The following is a 16,644-nucleotide window of genomic DNA, read 5'->3' as shown; positions in this document are numbered from 1 at the left end:
TTCCCAATTGCAGCGGGAACTTAATGCACACGGACTTGTGTGTTGTTAGTGATGTTATCTTATTACATCTTGATATTCGAGACGGTCGCTACGCTTTCCAAGACCGTCATCGCTGATGGGTCTCTCTCTGCTCCTCCTTGGGAGTGGCTCGACCAGCAACTTGCTCGGGTTTCCCGGTCCCGCCTGCGGGAGACGCGAGCTGTGCCTTCAGCGCGGCTGCGAGCGACAGTTCAGACTCGAACCCATCCAGGCCGAGTCAGGAGCCAAGTTCGCGGCCGCGCTCTTTTGCGGCCGCCACAGCTTCCGTCATCAGATCCTGCAGTCCACCCGGCGTGCGCATGAGCACGCTGAGCGCAGCAGCCGTGGTACCGCCGGGCGAAGTCACATTCTGGCGCAAGGTTGCAGCAGGCAGCGGAGAGCAGTGCATCAACTCACCGGCGCCGGTAACTGTGGCGCGCGCGAGCTGCATTGCGAGGGTCGCATCGAGTCCGGCGGCCCGGCCCGCCTCAGCCAGGCATTCGGCTAACAGGAAGACGTAGGCTGGTCCCGATCCCGATACGGCAGTGACGGCATCGATGAGGCTCTCGTCGTCGACCCACACCACTTCACCAACGGCCGACAACAGGGCATCACACGTGGCTTTCTGGGCCGCACTCACGTGCGTGTTGGCAACGGCACCACTGATGCCGCGCCCTATTGCGGCAGGGGTGTTCGGCATGGCACGCACCACACCGACGCCGGGCTTGATGTGCTTCTCGAAACTCGCAATCGATTTGCCAGCCGCGATCGACAGCACCACCGTGCCGGGCCCAGCGAGCTTGCCGAGGGGCGGAAAAACTGCGTCCATGACTTGCGGCTTCACCGCAGCAACGATGACCGCTGGCGGGGCGGGCAATGCAGCGACGCTTGGATAGACCGCGATGGTGTGGCGCTTGGCAAGTTCGGCCGCCTCGCCCGCGATATTCGGCTCTTGAATGATAACGTTCGCGGGAGAGAGGCCTCGCGCCAGCCAGCCAGACAGCATGGCGGCGCCCATCTTCCCGGCGCCTGCAAGCAGCACCGGTCCATCGAGATTGAAACTCATGTCACAGCAGTCCTAACGCGAAAGGATCAAGCTTGTCCTTCGGTCTCGAACATGGTCGAAACCAAGGCCTCACGGCTTTCCTTACCCGCCCAGACCACGAACTGGAAGGCCTGGTAGTAGCGTTCGCAGCCTTCGAGGGCGGCACGCAGCATGGCCTCGCACTGGCGGGTGGTTGCCACCGACCCGTTCAGCAGAAGCGCGTGACGGAACATCACGAGGCCTTCCTGGGTCCACAGATCGAAATGGCCGAGCCAGAGCTGCTCGTTGATCTGGGCCACCAGGCGATACATTTCCGGCAAACGATTTTCCGGAACCCGGAAATCGAACGCGCAGGCGAGGTGCAGCGCTTCGAGGTCTTCCCGCCAATTCAGCGAAACGTGATAGTCCGTCCACGTTCCGGCGACGATCAGCGTCAGCTCGTCATCGCTGGAGCGATCGGCTGACCAGTCGTGCGCCGTAGCCAGTTGCTCCACAAGATCGATTGGATTGATCAGGCGCTCGTAGCTGCGTTCGGCGGTTGCCATTCTCGCTTCATCCTTGTCCATCGCGGCCGGCTCGACGGGCCTTTCCCGCACGCTGGCGCTCCAACTCCAAACTGAAACCCGGAAGCGTAAATCAGCGTCGGCCGTGGCCGGACGAAAGCATCACCGCCTTCCGAGTCGCAAGGTGAGGCCGACCTTGTCCACGGGCAAAGTGGCAAAGAGCGGGCAATTGGCTCAAAAGGCGGGCTTAATGGCAACTTGATGTTGAGAACTCAGCGGCTTCTGTGGATGGCAGATAAGGTCAATTCCGCTACGCCGCAGGACGAAATATCACGAAAGGCCAAACGGCCCGATCAGCGACCAGCGAGCTTTGCCTCCAACTCAGCCAAACGAGCCTTTAGAGCGTCGTTCTCCTCGCGCGCCTTCTGCGCCATGGCCTTAACGACCTCGAACTCTTCCCGCTTGACGACGTCCATCGAATTCATGAAGCGCTCCGCCTGCGCCTTCATCATGCTTTCAACTTCCTTTTTCATTCCCTCTGCTGCGCCTGCGGCATCCGTCATCATCTTGGCGAGATCGTCAAAAAGGCGGTTTGATGTCTGGGTCATCGGGGCTGGTCCTGCGGGCTTGGATGAGACAGCAATTCAAGGCTTTACATATGACGGCAGCTGGTTTCGACTTCAAGGGTTGCTTGACAAGGGGCATACGAGCCGCAAACAACCGGCCCAGGCAGGGCTTGAGGCCGCACAAGCAATTCGGGGGCCGCTGCCAGCGCCAAGCGCCGTTAAGGCGCACCGCACCAAAAGGCGCATGAGGGGGCACCAGATGATCGAGACATTGGCGTTTTTGACCTATCCCGCGATTGACCCCGTGGCGATCGAGTTCGGTCCCATTTCCATCAAATGGTACGGCCTGTCCTACATGTTCGGGCTTCTGCTCGGCTGGCAGTACGTCAAGCGGCTGCTGGCGACGCCGAAACTTTGGCTAGGCGCAGCGCCTCTGAAGCCCGCACAGGCCGACGATCTGCTCCTCTGGTTGACCTTGGCGGTTGTGCTCGGGGGCCGCCTAGGCCAGGTGCTGCTCTATGACCCCGAATTCTACTTCGCCAACCCTGCCGAGATCGTTAAAGTCTGGAAGGGGGGCATGTCATTCCACGGGGCGCTCATCGCGTCCGCCATGGCGTTGATACTCTTCGCCCGCCAGACAGGCGCTCCCGTGCGCTCCGTCATGGACCTTGCGAGCGCAGGCGTTCCATTTGGCTTGTTCCTCGGACGTATCGCCAATTTCATCAACTCCGAGCATTGGGGACGCGAGACGGACGCAGCCGTAGGCATGATCTTTCCAAACGGCGGACCGCTGCCGCGACATCCAAGCCAACTCTACGAAGCAGCTCTCGAAGGGCTGGTGATGTTCGTTCTGCTTCGGTACATCACGCACACGAAGTTCGGGTTGAAGCGGCCGGGACTTGTTGCAGGCGTTTTCCTCGTCTGGTACGCGATCGCCCGCACCATCTGCGAGTTCTTCCGCGAGCCCGAGGCGGTACATGTGCTGAACATCGGCCCATTCACCGCAGGGCAGATGTACTCCATTCCGATGCTCCTGCTCGGCATCTACTTCATCGCAACCGCGCGGCCCGCTGAAGAGACCGCATCGGATAAAGATGCCGGCACCGAGCCGGATGCGGAGAAGAAGCCAGAAAGCGAAAAGGTGGCGCCTTGAGCGCCGATCCCGGCGTTCGCCGGGTCACGCCTCTGGCGCACAAGCTGGCAGAACGGATCCGCGTGCACGGCCCTATCAGCGTGTCCGAATATATGTCGGCCTGCTTGTGGGACGAGGCGACAGGCTATTACGCCACGCGCCAGGCCATCGGAGCGTCGGGCGACTTCATCACCGCGGCAGAGATTTCACAGATCTTCGGCGAGATGCTCGGTCTGTGGACGGGCGTCGTCTGGCAACAGGTTCTAGGCGGACCGCAGTCCATCACGCTCGTGGAGTATGGGCCGGGTCGAGGCACCATGATGCGCGATGTGCTGCGGGCCGCCCGGGTTGTTCCGGGCTTTGCGCAAGCCGTGCGCGTCCATCTAGTCGAGGCGAGCCAAGTATTGCAGTCCGCCCAGCGCGACACGCTCTCTCAAGCGGGTGTGCCGATCACATGGGGCCACAATCTGATCGGCTTTCCTGCGCCCGCCATCATCCTCGCCAATGAATTTCTCGATGCCTGGCCCGTCGACCAATGGGTGAAGACCTCCGACGGCTGGCGCCAGCGCGGCGTTGGGCTTGATGAGGGAGGAAAGCTCACCTTTTGCGTGCGAAACATGAGCGAGACGACGGGCACGCTCGACCGCCTCTATCCACAAGCAGCCGTTGGAGCCGTCGTGGAAAGCCAACGGCCAGAGCGTTTTGCGGAAGCGCTTGGCGCTCTTGCACGAAGCGGTCCTTTTGCCGCCCTCATCATCGATTATGGTTATGCCACGGCATCGGCGGGCGACACCCTTCAGGCCGTTCGCGAGCACAAATACGAAGACCCTCTCGCATCGCCAGGCGAGGCCGACATCTCCGCCCACGTCAGCTTCTTTGAGCTAGCCAGCGTGCTGCACGCCGGGGGGCTCGCCATAGACGGTCCGATCACTCAGGCGGAGTTTCTCGGCAATCTCGGCATCATCGAACGTACTTCACGCCTTATGCACGCCAATCCAAATCGCGCCGGAGAGATTGAGACGGGCGTAGCACGGCTGCTTGCTCCCAACGGGATGGGCACGCGCTTCAAGGTTATCGGCGTGCGCGCGCAGGGTGTGCCGTCACTTCCCGGCTTTGCGCATGCACAGGCATAATCGGCGATAGACAACATTGTGGTCGTTGACCAATCGTCACTCGTCAGTGATAGGGTGCTTGCCTGCCCTCACAACCGCAATTAACGAGAGACCGCCTCCCACGCATGCTCAACCCCATCACGGCATCCAATCTCGACGTGCCCGGCATCCGACATGGCTTCTTCACGCGAGAAGGCGGCGTCTCAAAGGGCATATACGCAGGGCTCAACGCCGGGCTCGGCTCCAACGACGACCAAAGCCTCGTGCAGGAAAACCGCCGCCGCGCCGCCGAGCACCTCAAGGCAGTCAACGCTGGTGTCATCACGCTCTACCAGGTGCATGGCGCAACAGCCCTGACCGTCACCGCGCCAGTCGACCGCGCCGCACTTCCCAAAGCCGACGCGGTAGTCTCGCGCACGCCGGGCCTGGCCGTCGGCGTGCTGACCGCGGACTGCACACCGGTTCTGTTCGCCGATCCCGAGACAAAAGTCGTAGCCGCAGCTCATGCGGGCTGGCGTGGCGCCGTGGGCGGAATTTTAGAGGCAGCGGTCGCGGAGATGGTGCGCCAGGGAGCAAATCCCTCCTCCATCCGCGCGGCAGTTGGCCCGACGATCAGCGCGAAGATCTACGAAGTGGGACCTGAATTCGAAGCCGAGCTGCTTAGCCTCGATCCGGGCAACGAGCGCTTTTTTGTGACACCGTCCCCGGGCGCGCGTGTGCATTTCGATCTGCCAGGCTACGTTGCTGGACGCCTTAACCGTATTGGCATTGCGGATGTTGAGTTGTGCGCGCCCTGCACTTACGAAAACGAATCACGTTTTTACAGCTACAGGCGCTCGCAGGCGCTAAATGAGGGAGATTACGGGCGCCAAATCTCCGCCATTGTCGTGGCTTAGTTGCACAATCCACAGGCAAGTGCCCGATCTGGGCCATTCAGGGGCGAGTGACCACAGATCTCATTCGGCGGCATCTGGACGGGGGTGCATCCGCTGCTCTACAGGTTCGACGGTGGGTACCGGTAGAGTCAATTTGAGGGAGTAGAAGGCCGCAGGGTTGGTACGTCGGCCGCCGGAAAGAGCGGGTACAAGAACGGGGGAGTCGCCGTGACGACGTTTTTATCAACTGCACTGAGGGGCTGGACGGGCTCACTGCGTGGCGCCGCTTTGGCATCGGTGATGGCGATGACGCTCGCCGGCTGCGGAACTGGAAATTCGCTGCTTTCATCCAACGGCCAAACGTCTCCAGAGACGCAAATTGCCGGACAGCAGACACCGCCACCGGGCACCGCGCAAACGGCGCGGCTGGAGATTGCGCCCATCATCGGTGCGCCTGAGAGTGTTTCTCGCGATCTGCAAACGCAGCTTGCCTCCTCTATGGAGCGCAACAAAATTTCCGTCGCTCAGGGACCGTCCGCCAAAGGCGAATACGTTCTGCGCGGCTATATCGTAGCGGCGCGCGAGGCCGCAGGCTCTAAGATCTCCTATATTTGGGATATCACCGATCAGACCGGCAAACGTGCACACCGCATCACTGGTGAGACGATGGCCTCGGGCAGCGGCAGCGATCCCTGGTCGGGTGTGAACGCCCAGGTGATCCAGACCATCTCCGACAAGACCGCGACGCAGGTAGCATCTTGGTACGCCTCGACGGCCAACATCCCCGTAGCCGCCGCTGGTGCGGCCGCCACAAATGTAGCCGCTGCATCATCGCCGGCGGCACCAACGCAGACAGCGGCCATCACGCCTCCGGCCGCAGCAGCGACGACGGGCAGCATCGAGAGCGGCTCTTATCGTGCTCTGGTTCCGAGCGTAGCCGGCGCTCCGGGTGATGGCAGCGTTTCGCTCACGGGAGCCATCCAACGCGAGTTGAGCAAGCAGGGCATCCCGCTGGCGACTGTGGCCAGTTCCGAGACCTACAAGGTCGAGGGCAAGGTTGCTATGGGCCAGGGCAAGGATGGCAAGCAGCCGATCCAGATCGACTGGAACGTCTACGACCCCAAGGGCAAGAAGCTCGGCACCGTGTCTCAGAAGAACGACATCCCGCAGGGCTCGCTTGATGGCGCCTGGGGCAAGACGGCGGATGCTGCGGCGCAAGCAGCCGCACAAGGCATCATCAAACTGCTGCCGCCAAAGACAAATTAACAGAACTTGCGAACCTGCTGGCCTAACGCTGGTAGATCATGTCGCAAAAATCAATCGGGCCCGGCGGTTGCCACCACCGGGCCCGCTTGCTAGAAGCCGGCATACCGCAGCCTTTTCCGGGGTCGCAGGGGAGTTTTTGCTCATGCCTTTCGACACCCGCGACGCAAGTGGCCCACGACAGGGCCGGGAAACGTCAGACGTGAAAATAGTCGCCGGCAACTCCAACCGACCGCTCGCAGACGCTATCAGCGCCTATTTGAAGCTGCCCATGACCAAGGGTCAGGTCAAACGTTTCGCGGACATGGAGATCTTTGTCGAGATCCAAGAGAATGTCCGTGGCCAGGACGTCTTCGTCATCCAGTCCACGTCGTTCCCGGCCAACGACAATATGATGGAGTTGCTGATCCTTCTGGACGCTTTGAAGCGCTCCTCGGCACGCCGGATCACCGCCGTCATTCCCTACTTCGGCTATGCTCGCCAGGATCGAAAGCCGGGTCCACGCACACCGATCTCGGCCAAACTCGTCGCCAACCTCATCGAACGCGCTGGTGCCGATCGCGTGCTGACCCTCGACCTGCACGCCGGCCAGATCCAAGGCTTCTTCGACATTCCGACCGATAACCTGTTCGCTGCACCAGTGATCACGCGCGACATCGAAGACTATTACGGCAACAACGGCGATATCGTCGTCGTGTCGCCTGACGTCGGCGGCGTCGTTCGCGCGCGTGCGCTTGCCAAACGTATCGGAGCTCCTATCGCCATCTGCGACAAGCGCCGCGAGCGTCCGGGCGAGAGTGAAGTCATGAACGTCATCGGTGATGTCGACGGCAAACGCTGCATCCTGATCGACGACATCGTCGATTCCGGCGGCACTCTCGTCAACGCCGCCGAGGCTCTTCTCAAGAATGGCGCGACGGAAGCGTCCGCCTACATCACTCACGGTGTCTTGTCGGGTGGCGCGGTAAACCGCATCCAGAATTCGCGGCTGAAGTCTCTGGTCATCACGGACTCCATCCTGCCGACCGAAGCCGTGAAAGCGGCCAAGAACATTCGCGTCATTTCGATCGCGCCGCTGATTGGCGAAGCCATCGCGCGCACGTCACGCGAGGAAAGCGTATCCAGCCTGTTCTATTGACACAGCGGACGCGTACAAGGTGCTCGCGCAGGGTGTTAGCGAGGGACTGCAGATACGATCCAAAGCATGTTGCGGGAGAGCCATCACATGCGCCTTCTCATTACCGGGTCGCACGGACAGGTAGCACGCGCGTTTCTTGACGTTGCGCCTGCCGCCTCCGACATCGAGGCCTGCGCTATCGGACGCCCCGGCCTAGACATCTGTAATTCGCCCACCATCGAGCGTGCGCTTTCCGACATCAAGCCGGATGTGGTGATCAATACGGCCGCATATACCGCGGTCGATGACGCGGAGGGTGAAGAGGAGCGCGCCATGGCGCTCAACCGTGACGGCGCGGCGATGCTTGCTGCGGCTGCCGCCAAGCGGGGAACGCCGATCATTCACCTGTCGACCGACTACGTGTTCGATGGCGCCAAAGCCACGCCCTACATCGAGGACGATCCCACTGCTCCACAATCCGTGTATGGTCACACAAAGCTCGAAGGCGAGCGCGCCGTTGCCGAGGCCAATCCGCAGCACATCATTTTGCGCACCGCATGGGTTTACAGTCCGTTCGGCAAGAACTTCGTCAAAACCATTCTCACACACGCGGGCAAGGGAACCGATCTGAAGGTCGTGAACGATCAGATCGGCAGCCCGACATATGCCCCGCACCTCGTCGAAGCCATTTTAGGGGTGGCGCGCAAGCTCTCGGCACCAGGCGGCACAGATGCCAAGCCTTGGGGCGTCTATCACGCTGCAGGAGGCGGCGAGGCCTCTTGGTACGAGGTGGCACGCGCCATTCTCGATTCCTCCGCCAAGCTTGGTGGACCTGTCACCTCGCTATCGGCCATCGGGACGGATGGCTATCCGACGCGCGCAAAGCGTCCGCACAACTCCCGGCTGGATTGCACCAAGCTGCAGCGCGCTTTCGGCATCGTCCAACCCGATTGGCACGAAGGCGTGAGCGTATGCGTCGCCCGCGTGCTCAACCCCGACGCCTGACAACGCCAGCCTATCCCGGCATCACTGGCGGCGTGTAGGTCAGTGTCATCGCGAACAGCCACAGCAGGAACAGCACGAAAGGCGTGTGCAGCAAGAACTGCAAGAATGTGAACCCCACGATGTCGCGCACCTTCAAGGCAACGATAGACAACAGCGGCAGCATGAAGAACGGATTGATGAGATTGGGCAGAGCCTCAGCCGCGTTGTAGATCTGCACGGTCCAACCCAAGTGAACTTGCAGCTCGTTCGCCGCCTGCATGACGTAGGGCGCCTCGAGCAGCCACTTGCCGCCGCCAGATGGAATGAACATCCCCAGCACCGCAGAGTAGACGCCGACAGCGATCGGAAACGTATGTTGCGTGGTGACGCTGACGAAGGCGTGGGCAATCTGATCGGCAATCGAAATGCCGGCGGCGTTCTTGGCTTGGGTCAGAATGGCCGCAATAGCGCCGTAGAGGGGGAACTGAATCAAAATGCCGCCGGTCGCGGGCATCGCCTTCTGCACAGCCTTAAGGAAATTTCGCGGGCGCCAATGCAACAGCAGTCCCAGCGTAATGAAGAAGAAATTGTACGTGTTCAGGTTCGATACCGCAGTCAGCACGCTCTTGGTCTGGAATTCGTGCACAAACCACAGCACCGAGATCCCGACCAGAAGCAGGGTCAATATTGGCGAATATTCCAACCACTCACCTGGGCGCGAGGGCGGCGGATCTTCCGACTTGGTAATTGTCAGATCGATCCCCATGTCGTCCGCCGTCAGTGACTTGTCTGGCGACGGAGCGGACAAGTTGGCCACGGTCACCGATAGCGCGAATATCAGCAGCATCATCACCATGGACTGCCACAAGAAGATAGTCTGCGTGAGCGGGATTACGCCGGTAATCTCCAGCAACGACTTGGGCATGCTGCCCGGATTGGCCTGGAGCTGCGCCGCCGAGGAACTGATGCCGAGTGCCCAGGTCGCGCCCAATCCGAGATAGGCCGCAGCGCCCGCCGCGCGATAATCCATCTGGAGGTCCTTGCGGCGCCCCAACGCGCGCACGAGCACCGCACCGAAGACAAGGCTCATTGCCCAGCCGATTAGCGACATCGCCATGCTCATGGCGGCCGTAAGCGTGATCGCTCCACGTCCCGTCTTGGGCAGGCTGGCAATCCAGGTGATCAACCGTTCAACCGGCCCCGATACGGCAACGACGTAACCGGAGACTACCATCAAGGCCATCTGCATCGTGAAAACGAGCAAGCTCCAATACCCATCTCCGAATGCGGAGGCGATGGCTTTCGGCTCTGCGCCGTTCAACAAGGCGCCTGCGACGACGATAGCGACGGCGATTGCCACGAACACGAAAGCATCGGGGAACCAACGCTCGGCAAAGTCGGTGAATCTCAGGGCCAAACGTGCGAGCGTCCCGCCACTCGCGGCCGCTTTGTCGGTCGTTGCCGAGTCCATCCAATCTCCTCCTGGTTCTTTCCCCTTTTGGGGCCACCATATCGCGGTATTTCCTTTGCGCCACCGCGCCAGATGGGGGATGGGCACATCAATCTCGGCTTGAGTTCGGATTGTGCGCTGCAGCGCCGATGGTCTTTGAAACGCCCGACTCAGCGCGTCATGGCGCATCGAGGGCACATACGGGCGACAAATTCGGCGTGTCTGAATGGTATCCACCGTTTCGCCCGGCTTGGTGTTCACACTGTTACGGCAATCAGATAGCACTTCATTTTTTGCAATGCGTCGGCTTCGATCCCTTGAGGTTTCTTCATGACGGTGCGCTTCGACTTTTTTTCTGCGGCCCTACTTTCATTGAGCCTTGTTTGCACGAGCGCTCAGGCGCAGGAAGCCCACACCCCGGCAGCGAAGGCGCTCCAGACGGCTCAAGTCACTCCCGATCAAGACGCCAGCGAAGGGGCGGAGTCGGCCGAAGAGAACCCAGCTTCGCCCGAAAGCGAAAGTCCGACCTCCGAAACAACCAACACGACCTCGCAGCCCGACAATTCGGCAGACAAATCCACCGCCGAGCAAAAGCCCCATGAGCCCTCGGCACGCGATACTACGGCAGGGACAGACGATCAGCCGAAAGACAGCCAACAGGGTGCTGACACAAACTCAGGACAGCCTGCTGCCGACGATGCAGCGGCGGCGCCACCCGAGCCCGCAACATTGAGCCCACTCGCAGCTGCCATGAAGGAAGCGCTTGCGGCTACGGCCTCCAATTCCGACGATGAACAAGCCAAGAAGGAACGCGATGCCATTACGAGCCTCTACGAGAAACGCTCGTACGCACCACTCTGGGTCGATGACAACGGCCTAACGCAGAATGGCAAGGATATCATCGCGGCATTTCAGGATGCGAACTCGTACGGCCTTGAGGCTTCAGATTTTGCGGTTCCCAAATTGGAGTCCCCCAGCACCGGCCCAGCCGCGTTGGCCACCGATGAGCTGATGATGACCCGCTCGGCTCTGCTTTATGCGCGCTATGCGCGCGGCGGACGTATTATGGAGCCGGCGGAAATGCTGAACTCTAATCTCGACCGCAAACCACAACTCCTGGATCCCAAGGACGTGCTCGCCGGTCTTGCGGCCGCATCCGCGCCAGCCGAGTATCTCGTTTCGACGCATCCCAAACATCCGCAATTCGAAAAGCTACGCCAAGCTTTCATTGCTGCAGGTGGCGCCAAGGCCGGCAGCGAAGCCAAAGGCGGCAAGATAGTTATGTCTGCCGCTGCGAAACGGCTGCGCGCCAACATGGAAGAATGGCGCTGGATGCACGACGACATGGGCGAACTTTACGTCTTCAACAACATCCCCGAGTTCATGCAGTACGTCTACAAAGACGGCAAAGTGATCCGCAAGGAACGCATTGTTGCAGGCATGTTGGACAAGCAGTCGTCGATCTTCACACGCAATCTCAAATACGTCGTGTTGCGGCCGAAGTGGCGCGTGCCTGAATCGATCATGGTGAATGAGCTGTGGCCCAGCCTGCTCAAGGGCGGCGGGTTGATGCGCGAATATGGTCTTCAGCTTGAAACCAAAGACGGCCGCGTGCTCGACTGGCGCAAGATCGATTGGACCAAGGATGACATCCGCAACTACTATGTAATGCAGCCTCCGGGCCGGAAAAGCGTGCTTGGCGTGGTGAAGTTCTCGTTCCCCTCGCAGCACACCATTTTCATGCACGATACGCCGGATAAATGGATGTTCCGGCAAGCGCAGCGAACGCTGTCACACGGATGCCTGCGCGTGCAAAACCCGGTTGAGCTCGCCGACATCATCCTCGACTACGACAAGGGTTGGGACAAATCCAAGATTGCCGAGTTGATCCGCTCAGGCCCCCTCAACAACGAGGTTGCGATGGAAAAGCGCATTCCAATCCACCTCGCGTATTTCACCGCTTGGGTGGACGACGATGGCAAGGTCCGCGCCTTCCCCGATATTTATGGGCACGAACGGCGTATTACCCAGGCACTCGACGGTCAGTGGGACAAGATCAAGAAAGGCCGCGATCACCTCGCGCCGCCGCAGCCTAACTTCAATCCCAAGGCGGTCGCCTCCTCTGCGCCCGCTCGACAAAAGCGTCAGCCGCGGTCGACCGGGGACATCATCAGCGACATGTTCGGATTGTCGTTCTAGCGTCCGTCACTCAGTATCGCCGAGGTTCGCACCCATGGAAGCCTGCCCGCAGGCTTTGCACTGGCCGCGTAGTTCGAGTGTCATGGCGCGCACTTTGAAGCCTGCCTTCTTGGCCCACTGGGCCAAACTCATTTCGGCGGTCTCACTGTCGAACTCCGTCACCGACCCGCAATCGTCGCAGATTGCGAACACTGCCTTGCCGGTGTGGTGGTGGTGGTGGGGATGATTGCAGGCGACAAAGGCATTGAGGGACTCAAGGCGATGCGCCAATCCATCCTCGATAAGGCGATTGAGCGCTCGGTAGACGGTCGGCGGCGCGGTGACCCCTTGGTCCCGTAACGCCTCGATCAATTCATATGCCGAGACGGGCCGTCCCACACCGCGCAGGGCTTCGACAACGATCTTGTCCTGGTCCGCAGCCGAGCGCCGCTTTGTAGTCTTCTTGTCCATTATACCTCAGACGAGCAGAAGCACGAGGCTGTGCCCGATGACATTACAACGTTGGTATTTTAGCTGTATCGGCGGCAGCTTAAAACCCTTGAGGCGCCATGAGACGCCTTGCCCCGGCTTGGACAGCGTTGCATGTGCGCCGATTGCCCTCAGCAAGTGGACCTTAGCGACGGAGCCATCTAGCCCCCTCGGCGTTTCCGTCGTCTGCACCGCGTGGTTGCACAGTCCCGGGATCGCGGTTATAAGCCCGCCCATCTCATGAACACTTGTGAGACGCCGCCCGGCACCCTTGGAGGCCGGATGCGGCTTTTTCTGGTTTCCCTATAGGGAAACCCTTAAACACTCGGAGACATGCCATGTCTGGGCTCATTCCGCTCAAGGCTCAGGCGCGCCCGCGTGCCGGCAAGGGGGCCGCACGTCAAACGCGCCGCGAAGGAAACGTACCCGCCGTGATCTACGGCGATAACAAGACCCCCGAGACGATCGCGCTCGACTACAACGATCTTTGGAAGCAGTTCCTCAAGGGGCACTTCACCTCGACCGCTTTCGAGATCGACGTCGAGGGTACCAAGCACATCGTGCTGGCACGCGACATTCAGCTGGACCCCGTCCGCGACACGCCTCTTCACGTCGACTTCCAGCGCGTCGGCAAAGACGGCATCATTCGCGTTTCCATTCCTGTTCGCTTCGTCAACGACGCGGCTTCGCCGGGTCTGAAGCGCGGCGGCGTTCTCAACATCGTGCGCCACGACTTCGAAGTCTTCTGCCCTTATAATAAAATTCCTGAGTACTTCGAGATCGATCTGACGGGCCTTGAGATCGGCCGCTCGATCCACGTCTCGTCGGTCAACATGCCAGAGGGCATCTCGCCGGTGATCAAGGATCGCGACTTCACCATTGCGACCATCGCAGGCGCTCTCAAGGGCGACGACGAGGCCGCGGCGGCCGACACTCCGGCAGCAGCAGCCGCACCGGCGGCAGCAGCTGGCAAAGGTGCACCCGCTGCCGCAGCCGGCAAAGGCGCCCCCGCCGCAGCGGCTGCGAAGCCTGCTGGCAAGAAGTAATTATCGAACGACAATTGTCCCGGTGGGGCGCAGACGAAGCGTCCCGCCGAGACCCTTTACAAGGCCCCGCCTTGCGGCGGGCGCGCTGCGGGCGTGCCGGGAAGCAGGAGCGAAATGAAACTCTTTGTCGGTCTCGGCAATCCTGGTGCCAAGTATCAGGGTAACCGCCACAACATTGGCTTCATGGCGCTGGACGCAATTGCGCGCGCGCATGACTTCCCGCCTTGGCGCAAGAAATTTCAAGCTCTCGTCACAGAAGGCACGATCGGCACCGAGCGCGTGATGCTGATGAAGCCTGAAACCTACATGAACGAGAGTGGTCGCGCTGTTGGCGAGGCCCTACGTTTCCTCAAGATTGATCCTGCCGATGTCGCGGTCTTTCACGACGAGCTCGATCTTGCCCCCTCGAAAGTGAAGGTCAAACTCGGCGGTGGAAACGCGGGCCACAACGGTCTGCGCTCGATCTCCGCCCACATCGGCAACGAATACGTGCGCGTGCGGTTGGGCATTGGACATCCCGGCTCCAAGGACGCCGTGACCTATTACGTGCTCAACGATTTTGCGAAGGTCGAACGCGAATGGGTGAGTGAGCTTCTCGATGCGCTGGCATGCGCGGCGCATCACCTCGCCAAAGGTGACGACGCCCGCTTCCTCAGCGACGTAGCGCGTTTCATCCAGGCGGATGCCGGTGATGCCGCCGACAAGCCTGCCCAGCCGGCATCACGTCAGGCGCTTCCCGCCAAAACAACGGCAGCCTCAAAAGGCGAGGCTCCTGTGCCACAGAGAAAAACAAATACGCCGCATCCAGCGGGAGAACGGGCCAATAAGCGCCAATCCGCGCTGGCAGAAAACTTGAAAAAGTGGCTCAGCGCGCGAAAATCGGGCGACTGAAGGGGCGCAGGTCGTCAGGCCCTCCCGTGTCGGCCTCACCTCCGTACGGGGCGCTCATCCCTGCACAGCGTATATGTCGGCATAGGTAAAGCGAGTAGCAGATGGTCCAGTACGACGATGACTTCGGCGAGGGGCGTTCGAGCGCGGCCACTGCAGCCATTGCAATCCCAGAACATACCGACACGGAGCGCGAACGCGGCTTGATGGGCTTTTTGCATCGTCTGTTCGGCGCGCGCGAAGAAGCCGTTATCGGTCTCCTCGCCCTGCTCTTCACAGTCACTATCGGGGGCATCACGTTAAAGGACGCTTACTTTTCCCAGTTCCTGGACAAGAGCGGCGCCCAGCGCATCTTCGCTAAGCGGTGGAACGAGCGGACGCTGGTCTTTCCGATCGAAGGCACGGACGCCCTTGGCCGTCGCGCGCTGTTTGACGTTGTGGTGCTGACCAAGAATTACGGTTGGGTCTTGGGATCGACGACGGAGCTTGAACGCGGCGATCAGCGGCTGACACCATCCGACATTGAAACAGAGGTGCTTGCCCCTCAGTTGCGTGAGAACCTTGGCCGCGCACGCGCCCTCATCGCCGTCGGGCTTGCCAGCCAGGAAGGTGATGTCGGCCGCGAAACGCAGCGTGGCGGCCTGCGTGCCGCGCGCATCGCACAATGGGTCCGTGATGCGATAGGGCCCAACATACCGATGTGGACGCTCAATCTTGGCCGCTACCTTGAGCCATGCGCGGAATGCGAGAACGATGAGACCAGCTGGCAGCGTCCGTTCATCGTAATCGCGATGCGCGAAGCGGATAACGGCGTCAACATCGAACAAGCCCTGCGCTCCGCCATGTCGGACAAGACCAATCTTCCAAGCCCCGAGCGCTATTCGACATTCGCATTAGCGCAATATCAGCAATAGGCTCGTTTCCGCGCCAAATGCGCTCGAATCATGTTCAACCTTAAGCTACTAGGGTTGTCCCCGCGCTTGCAATGACGCTTCGGCTAGCGCAAAACCTGCCTGCCGTTTGCAACGGCTCAAAGAGCGCAAACTGCGCTGGTAAGAGAGACGGGAAGCCGTGACATCAGGCCCTGCACGTAGATTCACTCGCGGACGCTTACGCCTTGCACGCGCGCGCTGTGCACTCATTGCGTGCGCGGCGGCCTGCAACACCGCCTCCGCCGTTTCCGCCGACGCCCAATACGCCAATGGGCCAACAACACCACCTCCGCCACCTGCCGAAGCACCGACGCTGAAAGATTGCGAGCAGACCGATTCCGCACCCCTTGTCGTGAGAGCTTGCACCTATATCTTGAACGCCACCAACCCCGATCCGACAGAGCGAGCGCGCATTCTGATGCTGCGCGCCGTCGGCTGGGGCAAAGAGGAAGACTTTGGGGCAGCGGCCGATGACTACACGTCGGTTCTGAAACTGCAACCGAAGAACATCACTGCGCTCGAAGGTCGTGCATGGGCGCGCGCCAAGAATTCGCAGTACCTCAAGGCCGTGGAGGACTACACCACGCTCATCGGGTTCGACCCAAATAACGACAAGTACTACCGCGACCGCGGTCAGGCGCTCATGCGCGCACATAAATTCGATGATGCGCTATCCGACTTCGACAAATCGCTTCAACTCAAGCCGAGTGAGGTCGAGGCCTACATGGGCCGCGCCCAGGTGTTCAACGCGATGAACGATCGCGAACGTGCAAAGGCGGAGTTCAACAAAGGCATCGCAGTCAACGACCGCTACCTGCCATTGTTCTGGATGCGGGGTGAAATGGCCCGCGACTGGGGAGACAAGGAACTGGCGTTGGAGAGCTATACCAAGGTGCTCTCCATCAACAGCCTGCACGAGGATGCCCGCCGCCGAATGTTCTATTTGGGCGTTCTTCACCCGCCCTAGATTTCGCCGCGGCGCATGCCCCCGAATAACTCGTGACGTTTTGCACAAAGCCCGGAAAATCCGGTCCTGACGCGCCTCC

At 60.6% G+C, this 16,644-nt stretch carries 15 protein-coding genes and 1 pseudogene; 11 read left to right on the top strand and 5 right to left on the bottom strand.

What is annotated here, in order from left to right:
• Positions 1 to 256: 256 nt before the first annotated feature.
• From proC to R3D51_12530, 3 genes are all read right to left on the bottom strand, one after another.
• Positions 257 to 1,084 (bottom strand): pyrroline-5-carboxylate reductase, encoded by an 828-nt coding sequence (gene proC / locus R3D51_12540; GenBank protein MEZ5900307.1) that lies wholly within the window; start codon positions 1,082 to 1,084, stop codon positions 257 to 259.
• A 26-nt stretch (positions 1,085 to 1,110) separates the two neighbouring features.
• Positions 1,111 to 1,608, bottom strand: coding sequence for a YbjN domain-containing protein (locus R3D51_12535; protein MEZ5900306.1), 498 nt, complete (start codon positions 1,606 to 1,608; stop codon positions 1,111 to 1,113).
• A gap of 311 nt (positions 1,609 to 1,919) precedes the next feature.
• On the bottom strand, positions 1,920 to 2,174 hold the full coding sequence (locus R3D51_12530) for an accessory factor UbiK family protein (protein MEZ5900305.1): 255 nt from the start codon (positions 2,172 to 2,174) through the stop codon (positions 1,920 to 1,922).
• A gap of 217 nt (positions 2,175 to 2,391) precedes the next feature.
• Here R3D51_12530 and lgt point away from each other — a divergent pair, with 217 nt between their 5' ends.
• From lgt to rfbD, 6 genes are all read left to right on the top strand, one after another.
• A complete protein-coding gene (gene lgt / locus R3D51_12525; protein MEZ5900304.1) occupies positions 2,392 to 3,285 on the top strand; it encodes a prolipoprotein diacylglyceryl transferase in 894 nt (297 codons plus the stop codon).
• Positions 3,282 to 4,397 carry an SAM-dependent methyltransferase gene (locus tag R3D51_12520; protein MEZ5900303.1) on the top strand — a complete coding sequence of 372 codons (1,116 nt, stop codon included), beginning with the start codon at positions 3,282 to 3,284 and terminating at the stop codon, positions 4,395 to 4,397. Before lgt ends, R3D51_12520 begins: the two co-directional genes overlap by 4 nt.
• A 104-nt stretch (positions 4,398 to 4,501) precedes the next feature.
• A complete protein-coding gene (pgeF, locus tag R3D51_12515; protein ID MEZ5900302.1) occupies positions 4,502 to 5,272 on the top strand; it encodes a peptidoglycan editing factor PgeF in 771 nt (256 codons plus the stop codon).
• Between the two features lie 207 nt (positions 5,273 to 5,479).
• On the top strand, positions 5,480 to 6,517 hold the full coding sequence (locus R3D51_12510; GenBank protein MEZ5900301.1) for a hypothetical protein: 1,038 nt from the start codon (positions 5,480 to 5,482) through the stop codon (positions 6,515 to 6,517).
• Positions 6,518 to 6,716: 199 nt separating this feature from the next.
• Positions 6,717 to 7,652: a ribose-phosphate pyrophosphokinase gene (locus R3D51_12505; protein MEZ5900300.1), complete on the top strand. Its 936-nt coding sequence runs from the start codon at positions 6,717 to 6,719 to the stop codon at positions 7,650 to 7,652.
• 87 nt (positions 7,653 to 7,739) lie between these two features.
• A complete protein-coding gene (gene rfbD / locus R3D51_12500; GenBank protein MEZ5900299.1) occupies positions 7,740 to 8,636 on the top strand; it encodes a dTDP-4-dehydrorhamnose reductase in 897 nt (298 codons plus the stop codon).
• A gap of 10 nt (positions 8,637 to 8,646) precedes the next feature.
• Here the strand turns inward: rfbD and R3D51_12495 are convergent, their stop codons facing one another.
• Complete coding sequence (locus R3D51_12495; protein ID MEZ5900298.1) at positions 8,647 to 10,086, bottom strand: TIGR00366 family protein; 1,440 nt, start codon at positions 10,084 to 10,086, stop codon at positions 8,647 to 8,649.
• Between the two features lie 309 nt (positions 10,087 to 10,395).
• Here R3D51_12495 and R3D51_12490 point away from each other — a divergent pair, with 309 nt between their 5' ends.
• Positions 10,396 to 12,264: a L,D-transpeptidase family protein gene (locus tag R3D51_12490; protein MEZ5900297.1), complete on the top strand. Its 1,869-nt coding sequence runs from the start codon at positions 10,396 to 10,398 to the stop codon at positions 12,262 to 12,264.
• A gap of 6 nt (positions 12,265 to 12,270) precedes the next feature.
• Here the strand turns inward: R3D51_12490 and R3D51_12485 are convergent, their stop codons facing one another.
• Positions 12,271 to 12,714: a Fur family transcriptional regulator gene (locus R3D51_12485; protein MEZ5900296.1), complete on the bottom strand. Its 444-nt coding sequence runs from the start codon at positions 12,712 to 12,714 to the stop codon at positions 12,271 to 12,273.
• Positions 12,715 to 13,070: 356 nt separating this feature from the next.
• Here R3D51_12485 and R3D51_12480 point away from each other — a divergent pair, with 356 nt between their 5' ends.
• From R3D51_12480 to R3D51_12465, 4 genes and pseudogenes are all read left to right on the top strand, one after another.
• On the top strand, positions 13,071 to 13,778 hold the full coding sequence (locus R3D51_12480; protein ID MEZ5900295.1) for a 50S ribosomal protein L25/general stress protein Ctc: 708 nt from the start codon (positions 13,071 to 13,073) through the stop codon (positions 13,776 to 13,778).
• Positions 13,779 to 13,892: 114 nt separating this feature from the next.
• Positions 13,893 to 14,441: pseudogene (gene pth / locus R3D51_12475) on the top strand (aminoacyl-tRNA hydrolase).
• A gap of 329 nt (positions 14,442 to 14,770) precedes the next feature.
• Positions 14,771 to 15,580, top strand: coding sequence for a hypothetical protein (locus tag R3D51_12470; GenBank protein MEZ5900294.1), 810 nt, complete (start codon positions 14,771 to 14,773; stop codon positions 15,578 to 15,580).
• 157 nt (positions 15,581 to 15,737) lie between these two features.
• Complete coding sequence (locus R3D51_12465) at positions 15,738 to 16,565, top strand: tetratricopeptide repeat protein (protein MEZ5900293.1); 828 nt, start codon at positions 15,738 to 15,740, stop codon at positions 16,563 to 16,565.
• Positions 16,566 to 16,644 lie beyond the last annotated feature (79 nt).

This window comes from Hyphomicrobiaceae bacterium (genome assembly GCA_041397645.1).
Lineage (GTDB): Bacteria > Pseudomonadota > Alphaproteobacteria > Rhizobiales > Hyphomicrobiaceae > Hyphomicrobium_B.
Note: the sequence above shows the minus strand (reverse complement) of the source record. Positions and strands in the feature narration are given on the sequence as shown.

Excerpts from the sequence above, each read along its gene's own strand:
- rfbD (MEZ5900299.1), top strand. The coding sequence starts at position 7,740 with ATGCGCCTTCTCATTACCGGGTCGCACGGACAGGTAGCACGCGCGTTT.
- R3D51_12470 (MEZ5900294.1), top strand. The coding sequence starts at position 14,771 with ATGGTCCAGTACGACGATGACTTCGGCGAGGGGCGTTCGAGCGCGGCC.
- R3D51_12495 (MEZ5900298.1), bottom strand. The coding sequence starts at position 10,086 with ATGGACTCGGCAACGACCGACAAAGCGGCCGCGAGTGGCGGGACGCTC.
- R3D51_12535 (MEZ5900306.1), bottom strand. The coding sequence starts at position 1,608 with ATGGCAACCGCCGAACGCAGCTACGAGCGCCTGATCAATCCAATCGAT.
- lgt (MEZ5900304.1), top strand. The coding sequence starts at position 2,392 with ATGATCGAGACATTGGCGTTTTTGACCTATCCCGCGATTGACCCCGTG.
- R3D51_12530 (MEZ5900305.1), bottom strand. The coding sequence starts at position 2,174 with ATGACCCAGACATCAAACCGCCTTTTTGACGATCTCGCCAAGATGATG.
- proC (MEZ5900307.1), bottom strand. The coding sequence starts at position 1,084 with ATGAGTTTCAATCTCGATGGACCGGTGCTGCTTGCAGGCGCCGGGAAG.
- R3D51_12480 (MEZ5900295.1), top strand. The coding sequence starts at position 13,071 with ATGTCTGGGCTCATTCCGCTCAAGGCTCAGGCGCGCCCGCGTGCCGGC.
- R3D51_12485 (MEZ5900296.1), bottom strand. The coding sequence starts at position 12,714 with ATGGACAAGAAGACTACAAAGCGGCGCTCGGCTGCGGACCAGGACAAG.
- R3D51_12490 (MEZ5900297.1), top strand. The coding sequence starts at position 10,396 with ATGACGGTGCGCTTCGACTTTTTTTCTGCGGCCCTACTTTCATTGAGC.
- pgeF (MEZ5900302.1), top strand. The coding sequence starts at position 4,502 with ATGCTCAACCCCATCACGGCATCCAATCTCGACGTGCCCGGCATCCGA.